Origin of the sequence: Pseudonocardia sp. NPDC046786 (genome assembly GCF_040645415.1) — a bacterium.
In the GTDB taxonomy this organism is placed as follows: domain Bacteria; phylum Actinomycetota; class Actinomycetes; order Mycobacteriales; family Pseudonocardiaceae; genus Pseudonocardia; species Pseudonocardia kongjuensis.
On the sequence record NZ_JBEYYF010000018.1, the window covers coordinates 103,980 to 119,907 of the forward strand.

At 73.9% G+C, this 15,928-nt stretch carries 15 protein-coding genes; 10 read left to right on the top strand and 5 right to left on the bottom strand.

Features of this window, described 5'->3' with window-relative positions:
* The first annotated feature begins 68 nt into the window (after positions 1-68).
* Genes ABZ881_RS21445 through ABZ881_RS21455 form a run of 3 tightly spaced genes read left to right on the top strand, consistent with a single transcriptional unit; the run spans position 69 to position 3,703 of the window.
* Positions 69-1,451 (top strand): carotenoid oxygenase family protein, encoded by a 1,383-nt coding sequence (locus ABZ881_RS21445; RefSeq protein ID WP_358487034.1) that lies wholly within the window; start codon positions 69-71, stop codon positions 1,449-1,451.
* Positions 1,452-1,500: 49 nt separating this feature from the next.
* A complete protein-coding gene (locus ABZ881_RS21450) occupies positions 1,501-2,511 on the top strand; it encodes an iron-siderophore ABC transporter substrate-binding protein (protein WP_358487036.1) in 1,011 nt (336 codons plus the stop codon).
* 22 nt (positions 2,512-2,533) lie between these two features.
* A complete protein-coding gene (locus ABZ881_RS21455; protein WP_358487039.1) occupies positions 2,534-3,703 on the top strand; it encodes an MFS transporter in 1,170 nt (389 codons plus the stop codon).
* Between the two features lie 93 nt (positions 3,704-3,796).
* On the opposite strand, the gene ABZ881_RS21460 is transcribed toward ABZ881_RS21455, so the two are convergent.
* Both ABZ881_RS21460 and ABZ881_RS21465 read right to left on the bottom strand, forming a co-directional pair.
* Positions 3,797-4,435 carry an MBL fold metallo-hydrolase gene (locus tag ABZ881_RS21460; RefSeq protein ID WP_358487041.1) on the bottom strand — a complete coding sequence of 213 codons (639 nt, stop codon included), beginning with the start codon at positions 4,433-4,435 and terminating at the stop codon, positions 3,797-3,799.
* Positions 4,435-5,523, bottom strand: coding sequence for an S-(hydroxymethyl)mycothiol dehydrogenase (locus ABZ881_RS21465; RefSeq protein WP_344018270.1), 1,089 nt, complete (start codon positions 5,521-5,523; stop codon positions 4,435-4,437). Before ABZ881_RS21465 ends, ABZ881_RS21460 begins: the two co-directional genes overlap by 1 nt.
* Positions 5,524-5,712: 189 nt before the next feature.
* Between ABZ881_RS21465 and ABZ881_RS21470 the strand changes: the two genes are divergently transcribed.
* Complete coding sequence (locus ABZ881_RS21470) at positions 5,713-6,918, top strand: fumarylacetoacetate hydrolase family protein (protein ID WP_358487045.1); 1,206 nt, start codon at positions 5,713-5,715, stop codon at positions 6,916-6,918.
* A gap of 9 nt (positions 6,919-6,927) precedes the next feature.
* Here ABZ881_RS21470 and ABZ881_RS21475 read toward each other — a convergent pair whose 3' ends face one another.
* Both ABZ881_RS21475 and ABZ881_RS21480 read right to left on the bottom strand, forming a co-directional pair.
* Positions 6,928-7,359 (bottom strand): thioesterase family protein, encoded by a 432-nt coding sequence (locus ABZ881_RS21475; RefSeq protein ID WP_344018265.1) that lies wholly within the window; start codon positions 7,357-7,359, stop codon positions 6,928-6,930.
* 29 nt (positions 7,360-7,388) lie between these two features.
* A complete protein-coding gene (locus ABZ881_RS21480) occupies positions 7,389-8,126 on the bottom strand; it encodes a MerR family transcriptional regulator (protein ID WP_358487047.1) in 738 nt (245 codons plus the stop codon).
* Between the two features lie 206 nt (positions 8,127-8,332).
* Here ABZ881_RS21480 and ABZ881_RS21485 point away from each other — a divergent pair, with 206 nt between their 5' ends.
* The 5 genes from ABZ881_RS21485 (at position 8,333) to ABZ881_RS21505 (ending at position 14,421) form a co-directional block, all read left to right on the top strand.
* Positions 8,333-9,553 (top strand): acetyl-CoA C-acetyltransferase, encoded by a 1,221-nt coding sequence (locus ABZ881_RS21485; protein WP_358487049.1) that lies wholly within the window; start codon positions 8,333-8,335, stop codon positions 9,551-9,553.
* 55 nt (positions 9,554-9,608) lie between these two features.
* On the top strand, positions 9,609-11,783 hold the full coding sequence (locus ABZ881_RS21490; protein WP_358487051.1) for a 3-hydroxyacyl-CoA dehydrogenase NAD-binding domain-containing protein: 2,175 nt from the start codon (positions 9,609-9,611) through the stop codon (positions 11,781-11,783).
* 97 nt (positions 11,784-11,880) lie between these two features.
* Positions 11,881-12,522, top strand: a complete 642-nt coding sequence (locus tag ABZ881_RS21495) for a DedA family protein (protein WP_358487053.1) — start codon at positions 11,881-11,883, stop codon at positions 12,520-12,522.
* Between the two features lie 154 nt (positions 12,523-12,676).
* Positions 12,677-13,696: an ATP-binding cassette domain-containing protein gene (locus ABZ881_RS21500; RefSeq protein WP_358487056.1), complete on the top strand. Its 1,020-nt coding sequence runs from the start codon at positions 12,677-12,679 to the stop codon at positions 13,694-13,696.
* The gene (locus tag ABZ881_RS21505) at positions 13,690-14,421 is read left to right on the top strand and encodes a hypothetical protein (protein ID WP_358487058.1); all 732 of its coding nucleotides are present in this window, start codon (positions 13,690-13,692) and stop codon (positions 14,419-14,421) included. The genes ABZ881_RS21500 and ABZ881_RS21505 overlap by 7 nt, the downstream gene beginning before the upstream one ends.
* Positions 14,422-14,435: 14 nt before the next feature.
* Here ABZ881_RS21505 and ABZ881_RS21510 read toward each other — a convergent pair whose 3' ends face one another.
* Positions 14,436-15,128 carry a TetR/AcrR family transcriptional regulator gene (locus ABZ881_RS21510; protein ID WP_358487060.1) on the bottom strand — a complete coding sequence of 231 codons (693 nt, stop codon included), beginning with the start codon at positions 15,126-15,128 and terminating at the stop codon, positions 14,436-14,438.
* Positions 15,129-15,249: 121 nt separating this feature from the next.
* Between ABZ881_RS21510 and ABZ881_RS21515 the strand changes: the two genes are divergently transcribed.
* Positions 15,250-15,876, top strand: a complete 627-nt coding sequence (locus ABZ881_RS21515) for a hypothetical protein (RefSeq protein WP_358487062.1) — start codon at positions 15,250-15,252, stop codon at positions 15,874-15,876.
* Positions 15,877-15,928: the final 52 nt, after the last annotated feature.

Consider the following 15,928-nt stretch of genomic DNA (forward strand, 5'->3'; position numbering starts at 1 on the left):
AAGTTTACCTACCGAGAACGACATGTCAGTATTGACATGTCAGGTTCGGAACCCTGATGCTCGTCGGCATGACGACGACCGACCGACTCCCGGAGTACCTGCAGGGCCACTTCGCCCCGGTCCCGGACGAGATCACCGTGCACGACCTGCCCGTCACCGGGGCGCTGCCGCCCGAGCTGGACGGCCGCTACCTGCGCAACGGCCCCAATCCGCTGCCGGGCGAGGATCCGGGGCACTGGTTCGCCGGGCACGGGATGCTGCACGGCATCCGGCTCCGGGCGGGGCGCGCCGAGTGGTACCGCAACCGGTGGGTGCGCACCCGGCTGCTCGACGGGCGCCCGCACCTCACCCCTGGCGGCGCGCCCGACCTGGCCGCGGTGCCCGCGAACACGCACGTCGTGCCGCACGCGGGCCGGATCCTCGCGCTGGTCGAGGCCGGGCTGCCCTACGAGGTGACGCCGGAGCTGGACACGGTCGGCGCGGTCGACTTCGGCGGGCGGTTGCACACTGCGATGACGGCGCACCCCAAGACCGATCCGGTGACCGGGGACCTGCACTGCTTCGGCTACGGGTTCGTCCCGCCGTACCTGACCTACCACCGGATCTCCGCGGCGGGCGAGCTGGTCGCCAGTGCCGAGGTCGCCGTCGCCGGGCCGACGATGATGCACGACTTCGCGATCACCGACCGGCACGCGGTGTTCCTCGACCTGCCGATGACGTTCCGGATGGCGGACGCGCTCGTTGGTGCCATGCCCTACCGGTGGGACGACGGCTACGGTGCGCGGCTGGGCGTCATGCCGCTGGACCGGCCCGGCGAGGTCCGCTGGTTCGGGATCGACCCGTGCTTCGTGTTCCACGTCGGCAACGCGCACACCGACACCGCCGGCCGGATCGTCGTCGACGGCGCCCGCTACGCCCCGGCGGACGTCGCCGTCATGTGGCCCTCGCTCGGTGACGGCCCGGCCGGGCCCGCCGCGTCGGCGGCCGCCACCGGAACGGCGACCCTGCACCGGTGGACGCTCGACCCGGCGACCGGCTCGGTCATCGAGACCGCGCTGTCCGGGACGGGCCTGGAGTTCCCGACCGTCGACGACGCCGTGGTCGGCCGGCCGAACCGCTACACCTACGCCGTCGCGGACACCGGTCCGCCCGGCTCCCGGTACTCCGCCGTGCTCCGGCACGACCGGCACCGGGACGAGCTGGTCGCGCACGAGCTCGGCTCGGACGTCGTCGCCGGCGAGGCGGTGTTCGTGCCGGCCGCCGGCGCGGACCGCGCCGAGGACGACGGCTGGCTGCTCTCGGTCACCACCACCCGGGACGGCCGGGCGTCCGAGCTGCTGGTGCTCGACGCCCGGGAGCCCGCCGCCGCCCCGGTGGCCCGGGTGACGCTGCCGCGCGGCGTCCCGTCCGGGTTCCACGGCTCCTGGCTCCCCGATGGTGAGCAAGGCTAGGCAAACCTGAGGAGTCGATCTACCATTCCGCCGCGGAACGGAGGCGGACATGGACATCACGCGGCGTCGGCTGCTGGTCGGATCACTGGTCGCGGCGGGCGGGCTGGTGCTCGCCGGGTGCGGCCGGGACGAGGGCCCCGGCGGCGGCGCCGACCCCGCGGCGGCCCCGGGATTCCCGGTCACCCTCGAGCACCGGTTCGGGACGGCGACGATCGAGCGCCCCCCGCAGCGGGTCGTGACCATCGGCTACAGCGACCACGACGCGGTGCTGGCGCTCGGCGTGCCGGTCGCCGGCATCCGCTACTGGTACGGCGCGGAGGACGACGCGATCCAGCCCTGGGCCGACGAGGCCGCCCGGCTGACCGGCTCGCAGCCGCAGATCCTGAACATGCAGACGCCGGACCCGGAGAAGATCGCCGCCGTCGCGCCGGACCTGGTGATCGGCATCTACTCCGACCTCGACCAGGGCAGCTACGACCTGGTCAGCGCGATCGCGCCGACCGTCGCCGCCCCCGCACGGTTCGCCGACTACGGGGTCCCCTGGCACGAGACGACCCGGCTCGTCGGGCGCGCGCTGGGCCGCTCCGAGCAGGCCGAGCAGCTCGTCGCCGGGGTGCAGTCCCGGTTCGCCGCGGCCCGCGAGGCCAATCCGCAGTGGCAGGGCCGGGAGGTCGTCGTCGCCACCCGCTCCGCCGACGAGCTCGGCGTGTTCGCCTCCACCGACCTGCGCTCGCAGTTCTTCACCGAGCTCGGGTTCGTCGTGCCTGCCCGGTTCGACGAGCTGGCCGGGGACAACTTCTACACCGACCTCAGCTTCGAGCAGACCGACGAGCTGGACCACGACCTGCTGGTGTGGGACCAGCTGTCCTTCACCCCGGGCGGGCGGGCCACCGTGGAGGCCGATCCGCTGGCGTCCCGGCTGGCCGCGTCCCGCGAGGGGCGCACCGTCTTCCTGGAGGGGGCCACCGAGCTGGCGTTCGCCTGGCAGACCGTGCTGAGCCTGCCCGCCGCGCTGGACGGCATCCTCCCGCTGGTGGAGCAGGCGCTGCCGAGGGGCTGATCGCGGCTTGCGAGGGTGGGGCGTGCCCCGCTCCCTGTCCGCGCCCTCGTTCCTGTTGCTGCTGGCCGCGACCGCGCTCGCCTTCGGCGGCTACGCGCTGCTGCTGCCGGTGGTGCCGCTGTGGGTGTCCCGCGGCGGCTCCGGGGCGTTCGGCGCCGGGCTCACCACCGGTGTCCTGATGGCGGTCACCGTCGGCACCCAGCTGCTCGTCCCGGCGATGCTGCGCCGGATCGGGCACCGCGCCGTGCTGGTCACCGGTTCGCTGCTGCTCGGCCTGCCGACCCCGCTGCTGGCGCTGTCCGCGGACCTCGCGCCGGTGTTGGCGATCTCCGCGGTGCGCGGCGTCGGGTTCGGCATGGCGACGGTCGCCGGCAGCGCGCTGGTCGCCGAGCTCGTCGAGCCGTCCGCGCACGGCCGGGCGTCGGCCCGGTACGGCTACGCGATCGGCGTGCCGCAGTTGGCCCTGCTGCCGGCCGGGGTCGCCGTGGTCGACCTGACCGGGTTCACCGGCGTGTTGCTGGCGGCCGGGATCGCGCCGGTGGCCGGGGCACTCGTCGTCGCGTTCGTCCGCGGGCCCCGGCGCGGGCGGCTCGCCGACCGGGCGCCGGCCCGGCCCGCCGCGTCCCGCGGGCTCACCGGGCATCCGCGGGCCCCGCGGCACCGGCTGCCCGCCGCCCCGGTGCTGGCGATGCTGGCCTGCTCCACCGCGCAGGGCGGGGTGATCACCTTCGCACCGCTCGCCGTCCCCGGCGCGCCGGCGGCCGTCCCCGCCGCGCTGTTCGCGACCGCGCTCGGGGCGCTGCTCGGCCGCGGCTTCGCCGGTGCCCGCACCGACCGCAGCGGACGGCCCGGCGCGCTGCTGCCGGCCGGCACCCTGGTCGCCGGCGCCGGGATGCTCGGGGTGCTGGCCGCGCCGCTCGCCCCGCTGCTGCTGGTCGCCGGCGCGACCGCGGTCGGGATCGGCTTCGGGATCGTGCAGAACGACTCGCTGGTCGCGCTGTTCGCGGCCGCCGGGCCGCTGTACTACGGCCAGGCCAGCGCGGCCTGGAACATCGCCTACGACGCCGGCACCGGCCTCGGCGCGGCCGGGCTGGGCGCGATCGCCGAGCCGTTCGGCTTCGTCGCCGCGTTCGGTGCGGCGGCCGCGCTGCTGCTGGGCGTCACGCCGCTGGTCCGGCGCCGGTCCGGCTGAGATCGCGCGCCGAGATGCGCACCCGTGTCCTGTGGAGATCCACAATTCGCACCGGGGCGCATCTCGGCGGGGTGGCGCCGGGTCAGGAGCCGGTCAGGATCCGTTGCGGATCCATTCCTCCAGGTGCGGGGCCTCGTCGCCGATCTCCGTCGAGTCGCCGTGCCCGGTCCGGACCTGGGTGTCGCCGGGCAGCGTCAGCAGCGTCGTCCGGATGGACTCGATGATCGTGTCGAAGCTCGAGTACGACCGCCCGGTCGCGCCCGGCCCGCCCTGGAACAGCGTGTCGCCGGTGAAGACGACGCCCAGCTCCGGGGCGTAGAGGCAGGACGAGCCGGGGGAGTGCCCCGGGGTCTGCAGCACCCGCAGGTCGATCCCGCCGGCGGACAGCACCTGGCCGTCGGCCAGCTCCTCGTCCGGCTTGCGGTCCGGCCAGGTCATGTCCCACAGGACGTGCTCGGCCGGGTTGAGCAGGATCGGCGCCGAGAACCGGTCGGCCAGCGCCGGGGCCTGGTTCACGTGGTCGTCGTGCGCGTGCGTGCACACGATCGCCTTGACCCGGCGGTCGCCGACGGCCGCCGCGATCGCGTCGGCGTCGTGCGCGGCGTCGATCACGAAGACCTCGGAGTCGTCACCGACGATCCAGACGTTGTTGTCGACGTCGAAGCTGCCGCCGTCGAGGTTGAACGTCCCGGAGGTGACGACGTGGCCGATCGCGGAGTCGAGGGCGGCCATCAGAGGACCACCACCGAACGCAGCACGTCGCCCGAGTGCATCTTCTCGAACGCCTTCTCGACGCCGTCGATCCCGATCTCCTCGGTCACGAACTTGTCGAGCGGGAACCGCCCCTGCAGGTACAGGTCCACGTAGGTCGGGAAGTCCCGGCTGGGCAGGCAGTCGCCGTACCAGGACGACTTGAGCGCGCCGCCGCGACCGAAGTAGTCGATCAGCGGGATCTCCGGGGCCTGCAGGTCCGGTGTAGGCACCCCGACCAGGACGACGGTGCCGGCCAGGTCGCGGGCGTAGAACGCCTGCTTGTAGGTCTCCGGGCGGCCGACCGCCTCGATGACGACGTCGGCGCCGTTGCCGTCGGTGACGCTCTGGATGAACTCGACCGGGTCGGTCTCCTTGGCGTTCACCGTGTGCGTGGCGCCGAACTCCTGCGCCCAGGCCAGCTTCCGCGGGTCGGTGTCGACGGCGATGATCGTGGTGGCGCCGGCGAGCTTGGCGCCGGCGATGGCGGCGTCCCCGACCCCGCCGCAGCCGATCACCGCGATCGAGTCGCCGCGGCCGATCTGCCCGGTGTTGACGGCGGCGCCCAGCCCGGCCATCACGCCGCAGCCGAGCAGGCCGGCGACCTTGGCCGGCGCCTCCGGGTTCACCTTCGTGCACTGCCCGGCCGCGACCAGGGTCTTCTCGATGAACGCGCCGATGCCCAGCGCCGGGGACAGCTCGGTGCCGTCCTCCAGGGTCATCTTCTGGGTGGCGTTGTGGGTGTCGAAACAGAGATGCGGCTTGCCCTTCTTACAGGCCCGGCACACCCCGCACACGGCCCGCCAGTTCAGCACCACGTAGTCGCCGGGCTCCAGGTCGACGACGCCCGCGCCGACCGACTCGACGATCCCGGCGGCCTCGTGGCCGAGCAGGAACGGGAACTCGTCGTTGATACCGCCCTCGCGGTAGTGCAGGTCGGTGTGGCAGACCCCGCAGGCCTGGACCTTCACCACGGCCTCGCCCGGGCCGGGATCGGGGACGTTGATCGTCTCGATGGTGACCGGCTCGCCCTTGGCGCGGGCCACGACGCCACGTACCTGTTGTGTCATACATACCTACTTCCGGTCGTCGTCGACGACGTCCGCCGACGGATGCTCAGATCGCGACTCTGGCATGCGTTCCCATCGGCTGTCTCGCCCGAACCCCGATGAATCACGTGTTACTTCTGAGTCACCTGTCCGCAGGTCGTGCCGCGGGCCGGCACCGTTGCGAAACGGTCTCGCGTACGGTCGTCGGCTGTGACCGTGCCGCCTACCGAGCCGCCGACCGAGCCGCCGACCGAGCCGCCGACCGAGCCGCCACCCGGCCTCGCGCTGGGCGTCGTCGCCGGCGCGGGTCGTCCGGGCAGCTCCCGGATCGCCTGCCCGCTGCCCGACGGCGGCCTGCTCGACGTCGGATCGCTCGCCACCGCGCAGCGCGGCCCGCACCCCGAGCTGCTCACCGCGCCGAACCTGGACCGGCTTCTGGCGGCGGACGCCCGGGTGTGGCGCGAGATCGTCGGCTGGCTACGCGGATGGCGCCAGGACCACGAGCGGGCGTTCGCGCACCGGCTCCCGGCCGAGGGACTGGTGCCGCTGCTGCCCTTCTCGGTCGCCGACTACGTCGACTTCTACGCCTGCGAGCAGCACGCCCGCAACGCCGGGCTGATCTTCCGGCCGGACGCCGAGCCGCTCGCCCCGAACTGGCGGCACCTGCCCGTCGGCTACCACGGCCGGGCCGGCACGGTCCGGGTCAGCGGGACCCCGGTCGTCCGGCCCGCCGGGCAGCGCGCGGCGGGCGACTTCGGCCCGACCCGCCGGCTCGACCTGGAGGCCGAGCTCGGGTTCGTGCTCGGCGGCCCGGCGCCCGGGCCGGTCGCGGTGGACGACGCCGCGGAGCACGTGTTCGGGGTGGTGCTGCTCAACGACTGGTCGGCCCGCGACGTCCAGGGCTTCGAGACCCGCCCCCTCGGCCCGCACCTGGGCAAGTCGTTCGCCACCTCGATCTCGGCCTGGGTGACCCCGCTCGACGAGCTCGCCGCCGCCCGGGTCCCGGTGCCGCCGCACGATCCGGAGCCGCTGCCCTATCTCACGCCGTCGTCGCCGGCGCTGGGACTGGACGTCGAGCTGGCCGTGCACCTGAACGGGCAGCGGATCTCCACCCCGCCCGCGGCCGACCTGTACTGGTCGCCGGAGCAGCTGGTGGCCCACCTGACGTCCAACGGGGCGGGCCTGCGCGCGGGCGACCTGCTCGGCTCCGGGACGGTCTCCGGCCCGGACCGCGGACAGTTCGGCTCGATGCTGGAGCTCGCCTGGAACGGCCGGGACCCGGTCGCCCTGCCCGGCGGCGCGCAGCGCTGCTGGCTGGCCGACGACGACGAGATCGTGCTCACCGCGACCGCGCCGGCCCGCGACGGGGGACGGCTCTCGCTGGGTGAGGTGCGGGGCCGGATCCGCGGGGCGTGACCGGCGGCCTCACGCGCCGCGCAGCGGCCGCTCCTCGCCGAGCGCGTTGCGGATCAGCGGCGGTACCTCCTGCTTGCCCGAGCCGTCGACCGCGATGACCACGTACACGGTGCGGCAGTCGCAGGTGACGACCCGGTTCCCGGCGTCGTCGAGCGCCCGCACCTCGAAGTCCAGCGCGAAGCTGGTCCGGCCGATCCGGGCGGTGGACACCGCGACCACGACGTCCTCGCCCCAGCCGACCCCGGCCCGCCAGTCCAGCTCGGTGTGCACCAGCTGGACGTCGTATCCGGCGTCGAGCATCGCCCGGTAGGTCAGCTCCCGGTGCTCCAGGAACTCGGTCATCGCCTCGTCGAACCAGGCCAGGTACCAGGCGTTGAACACCACACCCTGGGCGTCCACCTCGTGGTAGCGCACCCGCACCGGGAACTCGAAGGTCGCCATGCGGTGATGCTACGACCGGCCGGCGCGGCTCACCCGTCCTGCGGTGTGCCGCCCATCCGCTCCCGGATCGTCCGGTTCACCGCGCGGCCGAACGTGGTGACCACCCCCTGCACGGTGATCGGCTTGAGCCGGGACAGCGCCGCGGCCAGCCTGCTCCGCTCGTCGGCGGGCCGGCCGCGGTCCCGGTAGGGCTGCAGCACCTCGTCCTGGAACAGCGCCATGAGGTCCTCGGCGAGCGCGGAGGTGTGCTTCTCGATCGCGGCCTGCGCGCGCTGCCACATCTCCGGCGGGAGCCCGGAGTCCAGCGCGGCGAGCGCGGTGGCGAGCGCGGTGGCGCCGTGCACCCGGACCCGGCCGTCGTCGTGCCGGACGAGCGCGCCGAGGGTCACCAGGGTGTCGACGTCGTCGTCGGTGAGCGGGCGGCCGGCTCGGCGGTCGAGATCGGCGCGGGTCAGGTCCTCGCCGTGCTCCGGGATCCACGGGGTGAGCAGGGCCCGCTGCAGCGCGAGCTCCTCGGGGCCGGCGTCGTGCGGGAGCCGTTCCAGCTGCCGCTCGATCGCGGCCAGCGTGAAGCCGAGCCCGGTCAGCTCGCTGATCAGCTCGAGGCGGGCCCGGTGCCCGGCGTCGTACAGACCGGTGCGGCCGCGCAGCCGCGGCGCCGGGAGCAGGCCCTTGCCGGCGTAGAACCGGATCGTGCGCACCGAGACCCCGGTCCGCTCGGCCAGCTGGTCGACGGTGAGCAGGTCGGGTGTTGCCGGAGCGGACATGGCGAGCAGGTTACGGCCCGGACCTCGAACGTGACAGTGATGATGTGACATTCTTGGTGTGACACCGCTGGTGTGACATCGTTGCTGTCACATCCTCGGTCGGGCGTATTGACCATGTGACAGTGCTGCTGTAGCAAAAGCTACCAGCAAGTAGGAGCGATGGCGCCCCACGCGTCACGCCTACCGACCACCCACGAGAGGTTCGGATGAGCGAGATCCCCGAGGCCTACATCTACGACGCGATCCGCACACCGCGCGGCCGGGGCAAGGCGTCCGGCTCGCTGCACGAGGTCAAGCCGATCTCCCTGGTGGTCGGCCTGGTCGACGAGCTGCGCAGGCGCAATCCCGAGCTGGACCCGGCCGTCGTCGACGACCTGGTGCTCGGCGTCGTCTCGCCGATCGGCGACCAGGGCGGCGACATCGCCAAGACCGCCGCCATCGCCGCCGGCCTCCCGGACACCGTCGCCGGCGTCCAGCTCAACCGGTTCTGCGCGTCCGGCCTGGAGGCGGTGAACACGGCCGCGCAGAAGGTGCGCTCCGGCATGGAGGAGATGGTCATCGCCGGCGGCGTCGAGGCGATGAGCCGGGTGCCGATGGGCTCCGACGGCGGGGCCTGGGCGATGGACCCGGACACCGCGTACGAGACCGGCTTCGTGCCGCAGGGCATCGGCGCCGACCTGATCGCCACCCTGGAGGGCTTCTCGCGCGAGGACGTCGACGCGTTCGCCGTCGAGTCCCAGACCCGCGCCGCGAAGGCCTGGGCCGACGGCCGGTTCGCCGGCTCCGTCGTCCCGGTCAAGGACCGCAACGGCCTGACCGTGCTGGACCGCGACGAGCACATCCGGGCCGGCGCGACCGTCGAGACGCTCGGCGGGCTCAAGCCGTCGTTCGAGATGATGGGCCGCGACGGCGGGTTCGACGCCGTCGCGCTGCAGCAGTACCACTGGGTCGAGAAGATCGACCACGTGCACCACGCCGGCAACTCGTCCGGCATCGTCGACGGCGCCGCGCTCACCCTGATCGGCACCGAGGCCGCCGGGAAGGCGAACGGCCTCACCCCGCGGGCCCGGATCGTCGCCACCGCGCTGTCCGGCGCCGACCCGACGATCATGCTGACCGGCCCGGCGCCGGCGTCCCGCAAGGCGCTCGCCAAGGCCGGTCTCACGGTCGACGACATCGACCTGTTCGAGATCAATGAGGCGTTCGCCGCGGTCGCCCTGCGCTACATGCGCGACATGGGCATCTCGCACGAGCAGACCAACGTCAACGGCGGTGCCATCGCGATGGGCCACCCGCTCGGCGCCACCGGGGCGATGATCCTCGGCACGCTGGTCGACGAGCTGGAGCGCCGCGACCTGCGCCGGGGCCTCGCCACGCTGTGCGTCGGCGGCGGCATGGGCATCGCCACCATCGTCGAGCGGCTGTGAGGCCGGCGTGCCGAACCATCAGCACAGTTCGCGTGAGCCTCGGAAGGAAACCACTGTGAGCAACGAGGAGGCCGTCCGCTGGGAGACCGACGCGGACGGGATCGCGGTCATCACCCTCGATGACCCGGGCCGCAGCGCCAACACCATGAACGACCGCTACCGCGAGGCGATGGGCCAGGTCGTCGACGAGATCGTGGCGGCGAAGGACGACATCGTCGGCGTCGTCATCACCTCGGCGAAGAAGACCTTCTTCGCCGGTGGCGACCTGGAGCAGCTCTCGGCCGCCGGGGCCGACGACGCCCCGCAGGTCTTCGAGATGGTCACCGAGGTGAAGAACCAGCTGCGCAGGCTGGAGACCTTCGGCCGCCCGGTCGCCGCGGCGATGGCGGGCACCGCGCTCGGCGGCGGGCTGGAGATCGGCCTGGCCGCCCACCACCGGGTCGGGATCGACGCGAAGGGCGTGCTCTACGGCCTGCCCGAGGTCACCCTGGGCCTGCTGCCCGGCGGCGGCGGCGTCACCCGCGTCACCCGGATGCTGGGCATCGCCAACGGCTTCATGAACGTCCTCGCGCAGGGCCAGCGGCTCAAGCCCGCGAAGGCCCTGGAGCTGGGGATCGTCGACGAGCTGGCGGCCACCCCGGACGAGGTCGTGGCGAGGGCGAAGGACTGGGTGAAGGCCAACCCGGAGGCCAAGCAGCCCTGGGACCAACCGAAGTACAAGATCCCCGGCGGCACGCCGTCGACACCGTCGCTGGCGTCGATCCTCCCGGCGTTCCCGGCGAACCTGCGCAAGCAGCTCAAGGGCGCGCCGATGCCGGCGCCGCGCAACATCCTGGCCGCCGCCGTCGAGGGCAGCCAGGTCGACTTCGACACCGCGCTGCGGATCGAGGGCCGCTACTTCACCGAGCTGGTGACCGGCCAGGTCTCGAAGAACATGACCAAGGCGTTCTTCTTCGACCTCAACGCGATCAACGGCGGCAAGTCCCGCCCGGACGCACCCGAGAAGTGGCAGCCCACCAAGGTCGCCGTGCTCGGCGCCGGGATGATGGGCGCCGGGATCGCCTACGTCTGCGCGCTCGCCGGCTGGGAGGTCGTGCTCAAGGACGTCTCGGCCGAGGCCGCGGCGAAGGGCAAGGCGTACTCGGAGAACCTGGTCGAGAAGGGCGTCGCCCGCGGGAAGACCACGCAGGAGAAGGGTGACGCGCTGCTCGCCCGGATCACCCCGACCGACGACTACGCCGATCTCGCCGGCGCCGACGTGGTGATCGAGGCGGTCTTCGAGTCCGTCGCGCTCAAGCAGGAGGTGTTCGCAGAGGCGGTCAAGGTGGTGAACCCGGACGCGCTGCTGTGCTCCAACACCTCCACCCTGCCGATCACCGAGCTGGCCTCCGGGGTGGAGCGGCCGGACGACTTCATCGGCCTGCACTTCTTCTCGCCGGTCGACAAGATGCCGCTGGTCGAGATCATCAAGGGCGAGCGGACCAACGACGAGGCGCTGGCCAAGGCGTTCGACCTGACCCTGGGCATCAAGAAGACGCCGATCGTGGTCAACGACTCGCGCGGCTTCTTCACCAGCCGGGTGATCGGCACCTTCATCAACGAGGGCGTCGCGATGCTGGCCGAGGGCATCGACCCGCAGACCATCGAGCAGGCGTCGGCGCAGGCCGGCTACCCGGCTCCGGTGCTGCAGCTGATGGACGAGCTGACCCTCACCCTGCCGCGCAAGATCCGCGAGGAGACCCGCAAGGGCGTCGAGGCCGCGGGCGGCACCTGGACGCCGCACCCGGCCGACGCGGTGATCGACCGGATGGTCGACGAGTTCGACCGCAAGGGCAAGAGCGGCGGCGCCGGCTTCTACTCCTACACCGACGGCAAGCGGACCGGCCTGTGGCCCGGCCTGCGCGAGCAGTTCGGCGCGACGAACCACGACGTCGACCTGCACGAGCTCAGCGAGCGGATGCTGTTCATCGAGTCGATCGAGACGGTGCGCTGCGTCGACGAGGGCGTGCTGGAGACCGTCGCCGACGCCAACATCGGCTCGATCTTCGGCATCGGCTTCCCGCCGTGGACCGGTGGGGTGCTGCAGTACATCGAGGGCTACCCCGGTGGCCCGGCCGGTTTCGTCGCCCGTGCCGACGAGCTCAAGGAGCGCTACGGCGACCGGTTCGACGTCCCGCAGTCGCTGCGGGACCGGGCCGCGAAGGGGGAGTCGGCCACCGCGGCCGCCTGATCCGTACGCCACGGGCCCCGTCCGCGCACAGCGCGGGCGGGGCCTTTCCGTGCCCCGGCCCGCCCGCCGATTTCCCGTCACGTGCACCATGGTGTGTGTGACGCAATGGGTGTTCGACATCGTGGACCGGCTCGGGGCGGCCGGGATCGGATTGCTGATCTTCCTGGAGAACGTCGTCCCGCCGATCCCGTCGGAGGTCATCCTCCCGTTGGGCGGCTTCCGTGCGTCCACCGGCGCGATGGACCCGGTCGCGGTCTGGGCGGCGGCCACGATGGGGGCCGTCGCGGGGGCGCTCGTGCTCTACGCGCTCGGCGCGATGCTGGGCTTCGACCGGGTGCACCGGCTGGCCGGGAACCGCTGGTTCATCCTCTCCAGCCAGAAGGACCTGGAGAAGGGCCTCGACCTGTTCGAGCGCTACGGCAACTGGTTCGTGCTGTGCGGCCGCTGCATCCCGATCGTGCGGAGCCTCATCTCCATCCCGGCCGGGATCGCCGGGATGCCGCTGCTGCGGTTCGTCGCGCTGTCCACCCTCGGCAGCTCTGTCTGGAACGCGCTCTTCGTCTATCTCGGGTTCGCGCTCGGGGAGCGCTGGGAGGTCGTCGAGGGCTACATGTCGCCGTTGAGCAAGATCGTCGCGGTACTCGGCGCCCTGGTGCTGGCCTGGCTGATCTGGCGGAAGGTCCAGCAGCGCCGGGCGCGCGGCGGGGTGCAGGAGAAGGACGCGCCCGCCGCGCGCTGAACACCCCGGTCACTGCGGCGGACGGGTGATCACGAACGCGTCGCGTGCCGGTCCCACCACGGGGCGTGCCGGTGTGCTACCGGCCGACGGCGGTGATCGCCGCTGTGCGAACCTGATCGGCAGCCAGCTGACGGACGGACAGGTGGAGGTGGTCGTGCGCCTCGTCGGCATCCACCACACCCACGCGTCCGGCATCGTCGCGCTGCGCGGCGTCGATCTGGTCGTGGATCCGGCCGCGCCGACGGTGCTGCGCGGGCCGGACGGCGCCGGCAAGACCACCCTGCTGCGGGTCGCAGCGGGCGCGATCGTCCCGACCGCGGGCGAGATCGAGGACCGGCCCGACGTCGTCGGGTTCCTGCCCGACCGCTTCCCGGCCCGGATGAAGCTGCCGCCCCGGCGCTGGCTCGACCACTTGGCCCGGATCCGCGGGATCGACCCGGACGACGCCGGTGACCGCGCCGACGAGCTGCTCGAGGAGTTCGGCTACGCCGGCGCCGACGACGAGCCGATGGCCGAGCTGTCCCGGTCCGACGCCCAGAAGATCGGCCTGGTGCAGGCGCTGGCCTGTGACCCGGACGTCCTGGTGCTCGACGAGCCTTGGTCCGGGCTGGACGACGACGCCGCCGACGTGCTGACCCGGCTGCTGGCCGAGCGGTCCGGCGGCCTGCTGCTCACCGACCGCACCGGCACCGCCGCCGGGTTCGCCGGCGCCCGCCTGCACCGGCTGCGGCACGGCCGGCTGGCGGCCGCCTCCGATCCGGACTCGGTGCCGCTGCGGACGGCGCCGCCGCCCGGTTCGGTGATGCGGCTCGACCTGGCCTGCGCCGGGGACCCCCGGCCGGTGCTGGAGAGCCTGCCGCCCGCCCGGGTGGAGGCGGCGGCGCCGGGGCGGCTGACCGTGCGGGTGCCCGCCCCCGAGAGCGACGCCTGGCTGATGGCCGCGCTGGCCGCGGGCTGTGCGGTGCGGTCGGTCCGGCCGGTCCGCCGGGAGAACCCGGCGTCGGCAGGGCCCGGCGACCCGTCGACGGCGGACGGCCCGGCCCGTCCGCCCCGCGAGGACAACCCGCCGGCTGACGGCCAGCCCCGCCCGTCGGTGCCGGACGGCCCGCCCCGGGAGCCCGCGGCACCGGAGGCGCCGCGCCGCCCCCGCGGACCGGTGGAGCCGCAGTGGTGAGGCGGGCCCGGTCGGCCGTCGCGGTGGCGATGCTGCTCGGCGAGGATCTGGCCCGTTCGGAGCGGTTCATCGCCCCGGCGGTGCTCTACGTCGGCGTGGTCGCGTTCCTGTTCGCCGGTGACGCCGGCCCGCTGCCCGAGCCGTGGGCGGCGAGCGCGCTGCTGCTCTACCCGGTGGGGGCCTGGTTCGCGCACGCACTCGCCGAGTCCGAGGACGACGTCGCGCGGACTGTCACCCTGTCTGCCGCGGGCGGGCCGCTCCCGGTGGCGGCGGGCGTGCTGCTCGCCGCGGCCGCCGGGATCGCGGCGCTCGGCCTGGTCGCCGTCGTGTGGGGTGTGGTCGCGGCCTGGGGCACGGCCACCACCGGCGGCCTGCTCGACGGGATGCTCGCCCACCTGGCCTGCGGGATCACCGGTGCGGCGGTCGGCTCGGTGTTCGCCCGGCCGCTGTTCCGTAGCGAGGGCGCCGCGCTGATCGCGGCGCTGACCTTCCTGGTCGTCACCGGGACCCGGTCCTGGCTGCCGCCGGTCGGCACCGCGGCGGCGTCGATGGGCACCGGCCGCGGCGGGCTCGGGCCGTTCGGGGACCTGCTGCTGGCCGTCCTGGTGGCGGTGGCCGCACTGGCCCTGGTGGTGCGGGCCGAGCAGGGCGGCTTCGCGGCCTGGTGGGAGCGCTGGGACCGGCTGTGGGACCGGCTGCCCGACCGGTTCCGGTCCGGCGGCTGAGCCGGGGCGGACCGTCAGATGTGCAGCCCGACGACCCGGCCCAGCCGCTCGACGGCCGCGTCGAACGCGGTGTCGCGGTGTTCCAACACATTCTCGAACTGGCCGAACAGCTCGAACGACAGGTGCCCGAACAGCCCGGTCCACGCGGTGATCACGGCGAGCAGCGTCCCGTCCGGCAGGTCCGGGGTGTGCAGTGCGGCGCGCAGTCGCGCGGCGTCGTCGGCCGGGCCGGGCGGCACCGGCGTCGGGTCGACGGTGAGCAGGCCGGCGGCGTGCGCGTCGGCGAGCAGCCTGCCCAGCGGTGCGATGCCGCGGGCCGCGGCCGGGACGGTGTCGGCCGGGGCCCGGTAGCCGGGCACCGGGGAGCCGTAGATCAGCGCGTACTCGTGCGGGTTGGCGAGCGCCCAGCTGCGCACCGCACGGGCCAGCGTGCGCCAGCGGTCGACCGGATCCGGCACACCGTCGACCGCGGCCTCCACGGCGTCGGCCAGTGCGTCGTAGCTCTGCACGATCAGCGCGGTGAGCAGGTCGTCGCGGGTCGGGAAGTAGCGGTGCAGCGCCGAGGAGACCATGCCGAGCTCGCGGGACACCGCCCGCATCGACAGGGCGGCGGCGCCGGTGTCGGCCAGCTGGCGGCGGGCGGCCGCGGTGATCTCGGCGACCAACTCGGCCCGGGCGCGCTCGCGGGCGGTGCGGGAGGCGTTCACCCCCGCACCCTAGACCACCGCCCCTGTCGTGAAGCAACGGTCTGAAAGAAGAGCAATGCTCTTGCGCCTTATGCTCCGTGGTGAGAGCGTTGCTCTCGTCACTACGACGAGGGGGCTCGGGATGGACCGGACGGGATGGGGGCTCGCGGCGCTCGGCGGCGCGGGGGTGGCGTTCGCCGCGTATCCGGCGCTGCGACCGTGGACCGACGGACCGCAGGTGTGGGCGCAGCCGCTGTGGGTGCCGTCGCACCTGCTGGGGGTGGTCGGGTTCGCGCTGCTGGTGCCGGGGCTCGCCGCGGTGTGGGCCCGGCTGCGCGGCACGCCGGGGGAGCGCGCCGGCTGGGTGGCGCTGCTGGCGGCCGGGGCGGGTGCGGCACTCGTGCTGCCGTACTACGGCGCGGAGGCCTACGCGCTGGAGCGGATCGGCCTGCCGGGCTCCGGTGTCGGCGAGGCGCAGGCCGCGGCGCTCGCCGAGGGCATCCGGCTGGGCCCGTACGCGGCCGCGACGTTCCTGGCCGGGCTGCTGGCGGTGGCCGCCGCCGGGATCGCGGTGGCGGTGGCGGTGCGCCGCGGCGGGCCGGGGGGACCGGGGGCCGTGCTGCTCGCCGTCGCGCTGGTGGGGTACCTGCCGCAGTTCTTCGGGCCGCCGGCGCTGCGGATCGCGCACGGGGTGCTGCTGGCGGCCGGCTGCCTGCTGCTCGCCGTGGCGATGCGGCCGGCGCCGCGCGGCGCCGTCAGCACGGGCTGATCGCACCCCGTCGCCCCGGTTCGCACCGGTCGCGGCGGGTGCGAACCGGGGT

What these genes read in the sequence shown, in the direction of transcription:
- ABZ881_RS21445 (WP_358487034.1), top strand. Translation starts at nt 69, where the DNA reads ATGACGACGACCGACCGACTCCCGGAGTACCTGCAGGGCCACTTCGCC.
- ABZ881_RS21450 (WP_358487036.1), top strand. Translation starts at nt 1,501, where the DNA reads ATGGACATCACGCGGCGTCGGCTGCTGGTCGGATCACTGGTCGCGGCG.
- ABZ881_RS21460 (WP_358487041.1), bottom strand. Translation starts at nt 4,435, where the DNA reads ATGGCCGCCCTCGACTCCGCGATCGGCCACGTCGTCACCTCCGGGACG.
- ABZ881_RS21465 (WP_344018270.1), bottom strand. Translation starts at nt 5,523, where the DNA reads ATGACACAACAGGTACGTGGCGTCGTGGCCCGCGCCAAGGGCGAGCCG.
- ABZ881_RS21475 (WP_344018265.1), bottom strand. Translation starts at nt 7,359, where the DNA reads ATGGCGACCTTCGAGTTCCCGGTGCGGGTGCGCTACCACGAGGTGGAC.
- ABZ881_RS21480 (WP_358487047.1), bottom strand. Translation starts at nt 8,126, where the DNA reads ATGTCCGCTCCGGCAACACCCGACCTGCTCACCGTCGACCAGCTGGCC.
- ABZ881_RS21485 (WP_358487049.1), top strand. Translation starts at nt 8,333, where the DNA reads ATGAGCGAGATCCCCGAGGCCTACATCTACGACGCGATCCGCACACCG.
- ABZ881_RS21515 (WP_358487062.1), top strand. Translation starts at nt 15,250, where the DNA reads ATGGACCGGACGGGATGGGGGCTCGCGGCGCTCGGCGGCGCGGGGGTG.